Origin of the sequence: Burkholderia sp. MSh2, assembly GCF_000731655.1 — a bacterium.
Lineage (GTDB): Bacteria > Pseudomonadota > Gammaproteobacteria > Burkholderiales > Burkholderiaceae > Burkholderia > Burkholderia paludis.
In genome coordinates this window covers 116,450-129,187 of the sequence record NZ_JPGM01000026.1, presented here as the reverse complement: position 1 = coordinate 129,187, position 12,738 = coordinate 116,450, and the positions used below count along the sequence as shown (strand labels likewise).

Below are 12,738 nucleotides of genomic sequence, written 5' to 3'. Positions count from 1 at the left end.
GCGCTGGCGACGCTGTTCATCACGGCGGTGACGATCGGCGTGATCGTCGTGAACCGGATGATGATCGCGCGCGAACGCCGCCGCATGGCCGACATGAAGGCGGCCTTCGCGATGGCGTGAGCGCGGGGGCCGGCACGCACGGGCATTGCGTGCGAGACAGGTGACGCGGGCCGCGGCGGGCACTCCGCCCCGGCCTGCCGGGCGACGCGTTATAGTCATACGATTCCCGGCCCGGGCGGTGCACGCCCGGCGGTTCCCTGTCTCGATCGCCCCCGCCTCATGACGACGCAACCCGACGTATCTTTCCGGCTCACCGACACCGAGCAGCCGGCCGCGCGCGACTTCATCGGTCGCAAGCTCGGCGAATTCAACCATGCGATGACGGGGCGGGACGATGCGTCCGCGCTCGACGTGTACGTCACCGATCCCGCGACCGGCGACATCCTCGGCGGCCTGACCGGCCGCACCTCGCTCGGTCTGTTCTTCATCGAACTGTTCTACCTGCCCGAGGCGCTGCGCGGCGGCGGCTTCGGCAGCCGGTTGCTGCGCGAGGCCGAAGCGGAGGCGAAACGACGCGGATGCGCGCGCGCGGTGCTCTACACCATCTCGTTCCAGGCGCCGGATTTCTACCGGAAGCACGGCTACGAAGCGTTCGGCGAAGTGCCGTGCGAGCCCGACGGGACGTCGCGCGTATTCATGGTGAAGGTGCTCTGACGCGGATCGGCCGGCCCGCATCGCGCGGTCAGATTTTCGTGGCGATCGCCTTCTTCGGATCATTCGCGTGACGGGCCGGGTCGACGAAGCGGCCGCTGAAGGACCCGTCGCCGTTCCGGTCGGACTGGAGTACCTGCGTTCCCGGGGCCAGCATGCGGAGCCAGAAGTCGTTCCGGCGACGCAGGTTGTCGATCGTCTGCATCGTCCCGCGGATCATGCCGGTGAGCTTGGCATCCTTGCTGCTGAGTGCGCCGGTGAGGATCAGGGCATCGCGTGGCGGACGGGGAAGCGTTTCGTGGATCTTCGACCAGCACAGCGTGCCGATGCCCCGGCAGCACAATTCCGGCGGCAAGGAGAAGTCGCCGACGCGCATCTTGAACGACGCATCGTCGACGGGAAACCACGTTGCATCCAGCGGGAATTTCCTGACCCGGGTGGTCGTGCCGAACGACGTCGATTCATATTCGAGTTCGACGCATATGCGGCCCGTGCAGTAGCGCTCGGGCAGCCCGGCCGCCCGGTCGATCGCCTGCCCGATCGTCATCGTCGCGAGCGGCGTGCCCTGCGGATCGGTGATCGCGTATCGATGCCGCTCGATGTCCATGGTGCGACTCCCTGTTCGCGCAAGCAGGATGGCGCGGCCCGAGCGCCGGCATCCCGGCGCGCAGGGCGTTGCCGGTTGCCGGCCGCGCCGGCCGGCGCGCGCTCCGTGCGAGCCGGCACGGAGGCGCGCCGGGCGCGTCAGCAGTGCTCGAGCGCGTACGACAGGTCGGCGATCAGGTCGTCCGGATGTTCGAGCCCGACCGACACGCGAATCAGCCCTTCCGATACGCCGGCCGCGGCGCGGGCGTCGGCCGGCACGCCCGAATGCGTCGTCGATGCCGGATGGCAGATCAGCGACTCCGTGCCGCCGAGGCTGACGGCCGACTTGAAGAGCGTCAGGTGGTTGATGAACCGGAACGCCTGTTCGCGGCCGCCGTCGAGGATGAACGCGAACGTCGAGCCGGGCCCGCTGCACTGGCGCCGATAGACGGCCTGGTAGGCCGGATCGTCGATGAGTTCGGGGTGCAGCACGCGCACCGGACGATGCGGGTTGTCGGCGAGCCAGCGGGCGACGGCGCTGCCGCTGCGCGCGGCCTGCTGCATGCGCAGCACGAGCGTTTCCATCGAGCGCGTGATCATCCACGACGAATGCGGGTCGAGTTGCGAGCCGAGCGCGCTGCGGATCGAGCGGATCCGCGTGATCAGCTCGCGGCTACCCGTGACGCCGCCGGCGACGAGGTCGCTGTGCCCGCCGATGTATTTCGTCAGCGAGTACACGCTCAGGTCGATGCCCTGCCGCGAGGGCTTCTGGTACAGCGGCCCGAGCAGCGTGTTGTCGCAGACCGACAGCGGGCGGTAGCCGTGGCGCGCCTCGAACGCGTCGATCTCGCTGCGCAGCCCTTCGAGGTCGAACAGCGCGTTGGTCGGGTTGGCGGGCGTCTCGATGTAGCACATCCGCACGTTGCCCTTTTGCGCGGCCGCCTCGAGCGCGGCGCGGATCGCGCCGGTGGACAGCCCGTCGGCGATCACTTCGGAGCGGATGCCCCACTCGGGCAGGAACTTCGAGATCAGCGTTTCGGTGCCGCCGTAGAGCGGCACCGACTGGACGACGCAGTCGCCCGGCCGCAGGAACGTCAGCAGGATCGCGGCGATCGCGGACATGCCGCTCGACGTCACGACGGCGGCTTCGGAATCGTCGAGCAGCGCGAGGCGATCCTCGACGATCTCCAGGTTCGGATGATTGAAGCGGCTGTAGACGAGGCCCGCGCCTTCGCCCTCGGGCGACGGCTTGCGTCCGGCCACGACGTCGAAGAATTCGGCGCCGTCCTCGGCCGTGCGGAACGCGAAGGTGGACGTCAGGAACACGGGCGGCTTCACCGATCCTTCCGACAGGAACGGATCGTAGCCGTAGGACATCATCTGGGTTTCGGGATGAAGTTCCCGGTCTGCAATCTTGCGCTTGTGATAGTTGCGATAGGCCATGCAGTGCTCCGTGCAGGGGTGGTGAGGAACGGCCGTGCAGCGACGGCAGGGCGGGTGCGGCGCCGGGTAGGCGCCGGCCGTCTTGACCGCGAGTGGGGATACTACCCGAAGGTGCCGCCGCGCGGCGAGCCCGGGACGCTATCGCGCGGGCGATGCCTGTTCGGCAATCATGTCGTACAGCGCACGGGCGGCCGGCGACAGCTGCGCATGCCGGCGCGTGACGAGCACGAGCGTGCGCGACACGGACGGCTCGACGAGCCCGATCGTGCGGATCATCGGATATGCGTTCTTCTGGATCGCGAGCCTCGGTACCACGGCCGCGCCGAGCCCTTCCGCGACGAGCCCGAGCGCGGTCGAGCTGCGCTGCACTTCGTAAAACGAATGCAGCTCGACGCCGCTCGTCTTCAGCGCGCCGTCGAGCAGCCCGCGATTGCCACTCACTTCGCCGGCGAAGATCAGCGGATGCGGCTGCAGCGCGGCCCAGCGAACGCGCCGCCGCTTCGCGAGCGGATGATCGTCGCGGCACGCCAGCACGTACGGATCGCTCGTCAGCGGCACGTCGACCAGCTCCGGATGCCCGTCGCCGGCGATGCCGATGCCGAACTCGGCCTCGCGATGCAGCACGGCCTGCCGCACCGATGCGGACGCATGATCGAGGATCTTCACGCGATCGTGCGGCCGGTGCGCGGAGAACGCGCGCAGGATGCGCGGCAGGTATTGCACGCCGACCGTCGGCACGCAGGCGATCGTGACGTCGCCGCGCTGGCTCAGGCCGGTCTCGCGAATTTCGGTGAGTGCGTCGGACAGCTCGTTCAGCAGCCGGCGCGCTTGCGGCAGGAACCGCCTGCCGATTTCGGTGAGCGTCGTGCGGCGTGTGGTGCGCTCGACCAGCGCGACGCCGAGGAAGGTCTCGAGCTTGCGCAGCCGCTGCGTGATGGCCGTCTGCGTGACGTGCAGCGTATCGGCTGCCTGCCGGAAGCTGCCGCCGTCGGCAATGGCGACGAAGGCCTGGACACCGAGCGTATCGATTTTCATCAGGAATTTGAATCAATCACGATATTAAATTCATTTTACTGAACTCCGTGCCGATTGCAGAATGCGTTGCATCGACGACCGTCGACATCCCGCGACACCGTCCACGCCGATCAGGAGGAACACCATGACGACCCCGCTCGACCGATATGCGGCGCAGTACGTGCAATTCGAGGATGAACGCACGCGGCCGATCCGCGACCTGCTGGCCGCCGTGCCGGATACGCCGATTCGCACGGCGATCGACATCGGCTGCGGGCCGGGCAATTCGACGGAGGCGCTAATCGCGCGTGCGCCGGATGCAACGGTGCACGGAATCGATGCGTCGGAAGACATGATCGCCGCCGCGCGCAAGCGCCTGCCGGACCTGCGTTTCGATGTCGCGGACATCGCGACGTGGGACGATCCCGGCGGCTACGACCTGATTCTCGCGAATGCGGTGCTGCAGTGGGTCCCCGCGCACGACACGCTGTTTCCGGCGCTCGTCGGCCGGCTCGCGCCGGGCGGCCATCTCGCGGTGCAGATGCCGGACAACCTCGACGAACCCGCGCACCGGCTGATGCGGGAAGTCGCCGCGGCAGGGCCGTGGGCGGACAAGCTGAAAGGCGCGGCGCGCACCGAGCGGTTCGACGCACGGTACTACCATGCGCTGCTGTCGCCGCTGTGCTCGCGCGTGGACCTGTGGCGCACGACCTACTATCACCCGCTGCGCGGCGGCGCCGACGCGGTCGTCGAATGGTTCAAGGGCAGTGCGCTGCGGCCATTCCTCGCGGCGCTCGACGACGGAGAGCGCACGGCGTTTCTCGCGCAGTACCGCGCGGCGATCGCGGGGCCGGGCGGCTATCCGGCGCTTGCCGACGGCACCGTGCTGCTGCCGTTCCCGCGCCTGTTCATCGTGGCGACGCGGAGCTGACGCGGCGGCCCGCGGCGGATGCCGCGTCGCGGCACCGCGTCACGGCAGCGGCCGCAGGGATTCCGGGTCCACCGTGCGGCTCGTTGCGCGCTGCCCGTCGCGCAGGTCCTTGTACCAGAACAGCGCCACCTCGCCGTCGTGCGGGCCGTCCGCGTACAGCAGGCGATCGTGTCCGCCGAGCACGAAGCCGAAGCGGGCGCAGGTACTGCATGCGGCGACGTTGTTCGACTGCGTTTCCAGCCGCATGAAACCGAATCCATGGCCGCGCGCCCATGCTTCGGCGGCCGCCAGCAGCAGCTGCGCGATGCCGTGCCGCCGGCAGCGGCGCTCGACGGCCAGCGCCGCGATCCCGGCCATGCCGTTCCCGCTTTCCCGAATCGTCACGAAGCCGGCGAGCCGGCCGCCCGAGGTCGCACGGAACAGCGCCGTCCTGCCCGGTGAAGCGCCGTCTCCGCCGGCCGGATCGAAACCGTAATCCTGGTGCAAGACGGGCAGTGCGCGCAGGTCGAGCAGATCCTGGTAGGGCGCATTCAGCGTCCAGGCGATCTCGAACGAGAAGTCGCAGCCGTCCAGTTCGTCGCCGGTGAGCGCGGCCGCTTGCTCGATGCTGATGTGCTCGGCTTGATCCATGTGTCGATGTCCTGCCTCTGGCGAAATGGTGTGGTCTTGCCCGTGACGCGATCGTCGGCGCGATGCTGCGCGCCGGATCGTATGCTGTTCCGTTCTTCGTGTTTCGCACCTGCACAATTCGCCGCGAGCGCGAGCGGCACAGTCCGGCTGCGCTGTCGGCCACGGGGCACGGGCCGGCGGCGAGCCGGACGGCGTCGCACGCGGTTGCGGCACGCCCGCGCCGGCCGGGTGGCGCGGTCAACCGCCTGATTATGCTGGATTTCGGCGCGACTCCGGCCCGATGGCGCCGACCGTGCGCCGGGTCGACGCTGCGGCGTCGCCACCGATCGCCTGTGGATGAAAGACGACAGGAACCCGAATAATTGTTTACCGTTTGGTAACAACTCGATATATTTCGTCAGATATATCGAAGGTCGTGACGCCGCTTGGCGTCACGTCGTCCATCTGCTCCACGAAAGCCGGAAGAGATTCTGACCTGCATCGCCGGAGCAATACGTCGTCACGGCATGCGCAACCGGTGCGCGTGTTTCGCGACGCGGCAACCGGAGCGGCCGCCCGACGGCACGCCGCTTCAGCAAGCCCACCCAGGCATCGACACGAAACATCGTGCGTACGCATGAGGGGTCGGTGCGTCTGCCGGTCCGGGCTTGTGTTCGTTCGTCCAGCGTTTTTCGTCAACACGCCGCGCGCTCTGCCGCGACGCAGGCGCGTGCGCCCACAACAAAAGGAAAAAGCATGAAAAAGACCATCGTGGCCGCGGCCGCACTCGGGATGTTCGGCACTGCTGCGCAAGCGCAAAGCAGCGTCACGCTGTACGGGCTGATCGACGCGGGCGTCACGTATGCGAACAAGGTCGCGGCGACGGGCGGGCACGGCAAGCTCGTCAAGTACGGCGACGGCGTGGCGTCGGGCAGCCGCTGGGGCATTCGCGGCACCGAGGATCTCGGCGGCGGGCTGAAGGCGCTGTTCGTGCTCGAAAACGGCTTCAGCAGCGGCGACGGCACGATCGGCTAGGGCGGCGCGCTGTTCGGCCGCCAGGCGTTCGTCGGCCTGTCGAAGAACGGGATCGGCTCGCTGACGTTCGGCCGCCAGTACTCGTTCTCGACCGACTACATCGGCGCGAACTATTCGATGGGCAGCCAGACGCCGGCCGGCAACTATGCGTATCACATCAACGATCTCGACCAGCTGACGTCGAGCCGCATCAACAACGCGGTGAAATTCCAGAGCGCGAACTTCGCGGGCTTCACGTTCGGCGCGCTGTACGGCTTCTCGAACTCGACGCAGTTCGCGGGCACGCCGACCACGACCGGCGCGAACGGCTCGCAGGGTTCGTCGAGCGCGTACAGCTTCGGCGCGAACTACGCGCAAGGTCCGTTCGGCATCGGCGCCGCGTACACGAACATCCGCTTCCCGAACGGCGCGTCGCCCGCATTCGGCGTGAGCATCGCGAACGTCAACACGTACGGGCTGCGCGACCTCGAGACGGTCGGCGTCGGCGCGCGCTACGCGATCGCCGCGGGTCTCGTGTGGGCGAACTGGACGCATACGAAGTTCGCGCCGCTGTCGGGCGAATCGTCGAAGCTGAACAACTACGAAATCGGCGGCCGCTATGCGTTCACGCCGGCGCTGAGCGGCGGGCTCGGCTACACGTTCTCGAAGCTCGACGGCCGTTATGACGGCAAGTGGCACCAGGTCAATGCCGCGGTCGACTATGCCTTGTCGAAGCGCACGGACGTGTACGTGAGCGCGGCGTACCAGAAGGCGTCGGGCAGCAACACGATCAACGGGCGCGCGACGCCGGTGCAGGCCGAGATCGGCTCGTCGGGGTCGTTCATCGGCAACGCCGGCGCGAACACGCAGCTCGTCACGCGGATCGGCCTGCGCCACAAGTTCTGATCGGCCGCGCCGGGCGCGAACATGAGCGGGCGCTCCCGGCGGGGCGCCCGCTTTGCCATGAAGCAACGGAAAACGCGACCCGGCGCCGGTTCACGAAACGATATATTCTTTCGGATATATCGAAACGACGGACGACGCACCTTCACCCCCACGGGAGCACCATCTTGAATTCGACGCACCGAGAAGCCGTCGGCGAAGCCTTTTCGCTCGACGCGATGCAGCATGCAAGAACCATGACCTGGGAGGCCGTCGACGCGATCGCCGCGGGCGTCCGGCCGGGCATGCGGGAATCGGAGGCCAACGCACTCGGGCTGCGCGTCCTCGGGGAACTAGGGATGGATCGCATCTGGCATCCGGTTCTGGTCCGCTTCGGCGAGAACACGCTGAAGAAGTTCAACGAGCGTTCGACCGGCGACCCGGTGCTCGCGGACGACGACATCTTCTTCATCGATCTCGGCGCGGTATGGGCGAAGCACGAGGGCGATGCGGGCGCGACCTTCGTCTGCGGCGACGACCCCGACATGCGCGCGTGCGCCGACGCCGCGAAGGCGATCTACGCGGAGGTCGAGCACCATTGGCGCACCACCGGCTGCGCCGGCATCGCGCTGTACGAATTCGCCGCGCAACGCGCCGACGCGCACGGCTTCCGGCTGAACGTCGACATCAAGGGGCACCGCGTCAGCGATTTTCCGCACGCGATCTACAAGGCCGGCAACCTCGGCGATTTCGACGCCGTGCCGGCCGCCGGGTTGTGGATCCTCGAAATCCAGATCGCGCATCCGACGCGGCCGTTCGGCGCGTTCTACGAGGACCTGCTCGTATAAGCGCGGGCCGCGCGGCCGAACCGCATCCGGGCGCGGCACGTTGCACCCGGACGCGTGCCGGCCGCGGGGAGGCGCCCGGCCCGGCCGTCCCGTCAGATGCTGATCGTGACGGGGCCCGCGAGCGGCGTATAGCCGTCGTCGAACAGATACCACGCGTCGTACTGCCCGGACGTCAGCGTGCTGTTGGCCGTGGACGAGAACAGCAGCGAGCCGCTGCTCTTCGGCAGGTACGCCCACGACTTGTAGCTGCCCTTGGTCGGCTGCGCGCCATGCGCAAAGATGCCGACCCAGTTCTTCGGGCTGTGGTTCCACGGCGGCGCGACGTAGTCGAACCGCAGCGTGCCGAACGTCGAGCCCTGCGCCGCGAGCGACGCGACGAACTTCCCGCCGGTATTGGCGATCGCCGAATCCGTGAGCAGCGCGCCGGCTTGCGTCTGCACGCAGCCGGCCACGCGGCGCAGGAAGTTCGGATCGTTCGCGTCGCGGACGCTCGCGTCGTACCAGCCGCCGTCGCCGTACCACGTGACGGCCTGCGTCGCGCCGGCCGCGACGGTGACCGACTGCCGCGCGTTCATGCCGTACGCGTTGTCGGTGAGCTGGAACGTCGTCGCGCGCGTGCCGGCGGAGTTGTCGAGCGTGATCTGCACGTTGCCGTTCGCCACGTCGTAGCACAGGCTGATCTCGCCGGTCGAGCCCGTGTTGCCGGACGAACCGATGTTGCCGCGCAACGTCTGCAGGAAGCCGTTCGGGCCGTAGACGGAGTAGTCGTAGCCGCCGGCATTCAGCGGGAGCGAATCCGACAGGGTCGTGCACGGGCTCGCACCGGCCGCGATCGTGTAATGCCGGGGGATCGTGCTCGTGCCGTCGACCCACGCCTGCAGATGCACGCCCGCGGCGCCGGTGTTGGTCATCGTCAGCGACAGCGTGTTGCCGGCGCGGTTGACCTTGCCCTGCACGAAGAACTCGTAGGGCAGGCGGCAGGCGCTGCTGCGGCCGGCGGTCTGTGCCGGCACGGCGGTGGTGGTCGGGTAGGGGATCAGGACGGCCGGGCCGTTCGGGTTCATGTTGCTCGCCGGCGGCTGGATCGCGGGAACCGTCTGGTCGGCGTTCGTGAAATCGAACGCCGAGGTCAGGTCGCCGCACACCGCGCGCCGCCACGGCGAGATGTTGGTTTCCTGGAAGCCGAAGCGCGTCTCCAGGAACCGCACCACCGACGTGTGATCGAAGACCTGCGAATTCACCTTGCCGCCTTTCGACCACGGCGAGATCACGAACATCGGCACGCGCGGCCCCAGCCCGATCGGCACGTCGCCGCTCGCGGAACCGTCCGATGCGCCGCCGCCGCTGGCGACGAATTCCGCGGCCGTCGACACGGTCGACTGCCCGGTGCCGGCGGCGGAACTGGCCGGGACGGCGGGCGGCACGTGATCGAACAGGCCGTCGTTCTCGTCGTACATCACGAGCAGCACCGTGCTGGCCCAGACCTTCGGGTTCGAGGTCAGCGCATTCAGCACGTTGCTCACGTACCATTCGCCGCCGCTCGCGGCCCACGACGGATGCTCGCAGTACGCGTAGGGCGCGGCGATCCACGACACTTGCGGCAACGCGTCGTTCGCGACGTCGGCGCGCAACTGGCTGAACAGGTTCGTGTCGTATTCCTTGCCGCCGCCGCTCGGGTCGATCTGCGTGCCGTTGAGCGCGGGCGCGAGCGGATCGCCGGCGCCGAGGTTCTGGTACTGCTTGAAATTGAGGACGATGTTGTCGCCGTAATTGCCGTTCCACCACAGCGTGCCGCCGGCGCTGTTCGAGTTGCCGTACGCATGGCCGGCGTCGAGGCCGTTGCCCTTGTCCTGGTAGAACTTCCACGTGACGCCGGCCGTGTTGAGCCGTTCCGGCAGGGTCGTCCAGCCGGTGCCCGTCATCGTGTTGTCCGTGTACGGCGTATAGCCCGGCACGTTGCCGCAGCACCCGGTCCACAGATACAGCCGGTTCGGATCGGTCGGCCCGAGCATCGAGCAGTGGTAGTCGTCGCACACCGTGAACGCGCTCGCCAGCGCGTAATAGAACGGAATGTCGTTCTGCTTGAAGTAGTACATCGTGCCGCTGGTCTTCGCGTCGGCCCAGTTGTCGTAGCGGCCGTTGTTCCATGCGCTGTGCGTGCCGCTCCAGCTGTGATCCAGGTCGCCGTAGTAGGTGTCGCCGTTCGCCGTGCCGAAGGGCGGGGTCGGGTTGAACGGGAACACGTAGGACAGCAGCCAGGGCTGGCGCCACACCGGATATCCGCTCGATATCACGACCGGCCGCGGATCGCCGAAGCCGCGCGCGCCGCCGAGCGTGCCGAGGTAGTGGTCGAACGAGCGGTTTTCCTGCATCAGGATCACGACGTGCTTCACGTCCTGGATCGTGCCGGTGACGGTGGCCGCCGGAATGGCCTGCGCGCGCGCAATGCTTTCGGGCAGCATGCCCGTGACCGCGGTGGCGCCGGCGAGCTTCAGCGCATCGGCGAGGAACTGGCGTCGGGTTGTGGGTTTGTTTTGCATGATCGTTGTCTGTCGTGGATGGCCGGCCCTGGGGCCTGCGTCGGTCAGTGGCACGCGCTCGCGCAGTGAAGGACCGGCGTGGACGCCGAGCCCGGTGCGGCCGCGCGCGCGGCCGCCACGCCGGCGGCCGCGCCCGGGTCGCCGTCGCCGCAAGCGGCCAGCGCGCACAGGAGCGCGATCGCGAAGACGCCGCGCCAGTGCGGAGCGCGGCCTGCCGGTCGGCGCGACTTGACGACATGCTTTCGATCCGATTCGAATCGGATTCCTGAATGATCGAGACTGTTGCTGCACGTTCCGTATTTCATTGCACCTCCGGACAAGAAATGGACAGCAGAGGATATTCCCCGAATCAGAACAACTTCATGACAGGCCACCCGCGCGTGCCGGCCACGTGTGAAAGCTTCGGGTCGGGATTGGTCGCGACCGGATGCGTGACGTAGTCCAGCAGCGGCACGTCGTTGATCGAATCGCTGTAGAAGTAGGTCCGCTCGAAATCCGACGGCGCGTAGCCGAGCGACTCCAGCCATGCGGTCGTGCGCACGATCTTCCCTTCGCGGAAACTCGGCACGCCCGTGCTGCGGCCGGTGAACGCGCCGCCCGGCGTGCCGTCGTCGGTATCGAGCTCGATACCGAGCAAGTGCTCTATGCCGAATTCGGCCGCGATCGGCCGCGTGACGAAGACGTTGGTCGCCGTCACGATGCAGCAGAGATCGCCGTTCTCGCGATGCCAGTCAACCAGTGCGCGCGCCTGCGGCGTGATCGCCGGCCGGATCACCTCGTCCATGAACCGCGCGTGCCAGCGCTCTAGCACCTTGCGCGGATAGCGGGCGAGCGGCGCGAGCGTCACGGCGAGATACGCGTCCATGTCGAGGGTGCCGGCCTCGTAGTGCGCGTAGTGCTCGTCGATCAGCGCCACGTGTGCGTCGTCTTCACGCCAGCCGACCTGCATGACGAAGCGGTTCCACGCCTGGTCGCTGTCGAGCGGCAGCAGCGTGTGGTCGAGGTCGAACAGCGCGAGATGCTTGTGCATGGGGAATGCCTCGGGTTGCGTGGTCATGCGCCGATCCGCTTCTCGATCGCGTCCTTCGCGTTCTTGCCGTCGATGGTCGTGACGCCGTCGAGCCACTTCGACAGCACGCCGGGGTGCTGCTTCGCCCATTCCTTCGCCACCGCGACCGGATCGGCGTGATTCATGATCGGCACCATCAGCTGGTTCTCCTCGTCGGTCGTGAACGTCAGGTTGGTCAGCAGCCGGCCGACGTTCGGGCAGCGTTCGAGATAGCCGGGCGTGACGAGCGTATAGACCTTCGCGGAGCCGTAGTTCGGGCCGAACACGCCGTCGCCGCCGTCGAGGTAGGCGATCTTGTAGTTGATGTTCATCGGATGCGGCTCCCACGCGAGGAACACGATCATCCGGTGCTCCTGCACGGCGCGCGTCACCTGCACCAGCATCCCGGCCTCGCTCGATTCGACCAGCTTGAAGCCGCCCAGCCCGAACTCGTTCCGGTCGATCATCCGCTGGATCAGCGCGTTGCCGTTGTTGCCGGCGCCGATCCCGTAGATCTTGCCGTCGAGCTGGTCGCGGAACCTGGCGATATCGGCAAAGCCGCGGAGGCCCTTGTCCGCCGCGTATTGCGGCACGGCCAGCGTGTAGCGCGCGCCGACCAGGTTGGGCTGCGGCAGCTGGTGCACGGCGCCGGCGTCGACGAACGGCTTTACCGTCGGCGTCATGCTCGGATCCCAGTAGCCGAGGAATGCGTCGATCTGCGCCTTCTTCACGCCGGCCAGGACGATCGGCGGCGAGGCGATCGTCTTGGTCGCCTCGTAACCGAGCCCTTCCAGCAGCATCATCGCGACCCCGGTGGTGGCCGCGATATCGCTCCAGCCGACGTCGCCGAGCGTCACCTTCCTGCAGACGTCGGCCTCCGACGCGTGAACGGGGGCCGTTGCCAGCGCCGCCAGCAACGTGGCGGACAACATCCATGCCTTCTTCATCATGTTGGTCTCCTAAGCAAGTGCGGATCGTACTGCCTGAATGGTATGACGATTGAACTGACTGACCGGATGAAACAAACGAACTCGGGTCTGGCTTTGTATTTTTTCGTACCGTATATTAGAAAACACAAAATCGCAACATCGCACAAAAATACAACCTGCCGGT

General features: G+C 67.5%; 10 protein-coding genes and 2 pseudogenes. 5 read left to right on the top strand and 7 right to left on the bottom strand.

What is annotated here, in order from left to right; genetic code table 11:
- Positions 1-120, top strand: a pseudogene (locus tag GQ57_RS41815) (putrescine ABC transporter permease PotI); the annotation flags it as partial.
- Between the two features lie 159 nt (positions 121-279).
- Positions 280-714 carry a GNAT family N-acetyltransferase gene (locus GQ57_RS17720; RefSeq protein ID WP_031402011.1) on the top strand — a complete coding sequence of 145 codons (435 nt, stop codon included), beginning with the start codon at positions 280-282 and terminating at the stop codon, positions 712-714.
- Positions 715-742: 28 nt separating this feature from the next.
- On the opposite strand, the gene GQ57_RS17715 is transcribed toward GQ57_RS17720, so the two are convergent.
- The 3 genes from GQ57_RS17715 to GQ57_RS17705 form a co-directional block, all read right to left on the bottom strand.
- Positions 743-1,318 (bottom strand): hypothetical protein, encoded by a 576-nt coding sequence (locus GQ57_RS17715; RefSeq protein ID WP_031402012.1) that lies wholly within the window; start codon positions 1,316-1,318, stop codon positions 743-745.
- Between the two features lie 137 nt (positions 1,319-1,455).
- Positions 1,456-2,739: a cystathionine gamma-synthase family protein gene (locus GQ57_RS17710; protein ID WP_034198550.1), complete on the bottom strand. Its 1,284-nt coding sequence runs from the start codon at positions 2,737-2,739 to the stop codon at positions 1,456-1,458.
- A gap of 138 nt (positions 2,740-2,877) precedes the next feature.
- On the bottom strand, positions 2,878-3,774 hold the full coding sequence (locus tag GQ57_RS17705) for a LysR family transcriptional regulator (protein WP_034198549.1): 897 nt from the start codon (positions 3,772-3,774) through the stop codon (positions 2,878-2,880).
- 124 nt (positions 3,775-3,898) lie between these two features.
- Between GQ57_RS17705 and tam the strand changes: the two genes are divergently transcribed.
- Positions 3,899-4,684, top strand: a complete 786-nt coding sequence (tam, locus tag GQ57_RS17700) for a trans-aconitate 2-methyltransferase (protein ID WP_034198548.1) — start codon at positions 3,899-3,901, stop codon at positions 4,682-4,684.
- A 39-nt stretch (positions 4,685-4,723) separates the two neighbouring features.
- Here the strand turns inward: tam and GQ57_RS17695 are convergent, their stop codons facing one another.
- Positions 4,724-5,314, bottom strand: a complete 591-nt coding sequence (locus tag GQ57_RS17695) for a GNAT family N-acetyltransferase (protein WP_031402016.1) — start codon at positions 5,312-5,314, stop codon at positions 4,724-4,726.
- Between the two features lie 735 nt (positions 5,315-6,049).
- On the opposite strand from GQ57_RS17695, the pseudogene GQ57_RS17690 reads away from it, so the two are divergent.
- Both GQ57_RS17690 and GQ57_RS17685 read left to right on the top strand, forming a co-directional pair.
- Positions 6,050-7,213 (top strand): annotated as a pseudogene (locus tag GQ57_RS17690) (porin).
- 164 nt (positions 7,214-7,377) lie between these two features.
- Positions 7,378-8,037 (top strand): M24 family metallopeptidase, encoded by a 660-nt coding sequence (locus GQ57_RS17685; protein WP_031402018.1) that lies wholly within the window; start codon positions 7,378-7,380, stop codon positions 8,035-8,037.
- A gap of 92 nt (positions 8,038-8,129) precedes the next feature.
- Here the strand turns inward: GQ57_RS17685 and GQ57_RS17680 are convergent, their stop codons facing one another.
- The 3 genes from GQ57_RS17680 to GQ57_RS17665 all read right to left on the bottom strand — a co-directional run bounded on the left by GQ57_RS17680 (position 8,130) and on the right by GQ57_RS17665 (position 12,575).
- Positions 8,130-10,577, bottom strand: a complete 2,448-nt coding sequence (locus GQ57_RS17680; protein ID WP_034198547.1) for a phosphocholine-specific phospholipase C — start codon at positions 10,575-10,577, stop codon at positions 8,130-8,132.
- A gap of 349 nt (positions 10,578-10,926) precedes the next feature.
- Complete coding sequence (locus tag GQ57_RS17670) at positions 10,927-11,607, bottom strand: HAD family hydrolase (RefSeq protein ID WP_034198568.1); 681 nt, start codon at positions 11,605-11,607, stop codon at positions 10,927-10,929.
- A 23-nt stretch (positions 11,608-11,630) separates the two neighbouring features.
- A complete protein-coding gene (locus GQ57_RS17665; RefSeq protein WP_031402022.1) occupies positions 11,631-12,575 on the bottom strand; it encodes a choline ABC transporter substrate-binding protein in 945 nt (314 codons plus the stop codon).
- Positions 12,576-12,738 lie beyond the last annotated feature (163 nt).

Coding starts and splice junctions, on each gene's coding strand:
- GQ57_RS17720 (WP_031402011.1), top strand. CDS start 280: ATGACGACGCAACCCGACGTATCTTTCCGGCTCACCGACACCGAGCAG.
- GQ57_RS17715 (WP_031402012.1), bottom strand. CDS start 1,318: ATGGACATCGAGCGGCATCGATACGCGATCACCGATCCGCAGGGCACG.
- GQ57_RS17710 (WP_034198550.1), bottom strand. CDS start 2,739: ATGGCCTATCGCAACTATCACAAGCGCAAGATTGCAGACCGGGAACTT.
- GQ57_RS17705 (WP_034198549.1), bottom strand. CDS start 3,774: ATGAAAATCGATACGCTCGGTGTCCAGGCCTTCGTCGCCATTGCCGAC.
- tam (WP_034198548.1), top strand. CDS start 3,899: ATGACGACCCCGCTCGACCGATATGCGGCGCAGTACGTGCAATTCGAG.
- GQ57_RS17695 (WP_031402016.1), bottom strand. CDS start 5,314: ATGGATCAAGCCGAGCACATCAGCATCGAGCAAGCGGCCGCGCTCACC.
- GQ57_RS17680 (WP_034198547.1), bottom strand. CDS start 10,577: ATGCAAAACAAACCCACAACCCGACGCCAGTTCCTCGCCGATGCGCTG.
- GQ57_RS17670 (WP_034198568.1), bottom strand. CDS start 11,607: ATGCACAAGCATCTCGCGCTGTTCGACCTCGACCACACGCTGCTGCCG.
- GQ57_RS17665 (WP_031402022.1), bottom strand. CDS start 12,575: ATGATGAAGAAGGCATGGATGTTGTCCGCCACGTTGCTGGCGGCGCTG.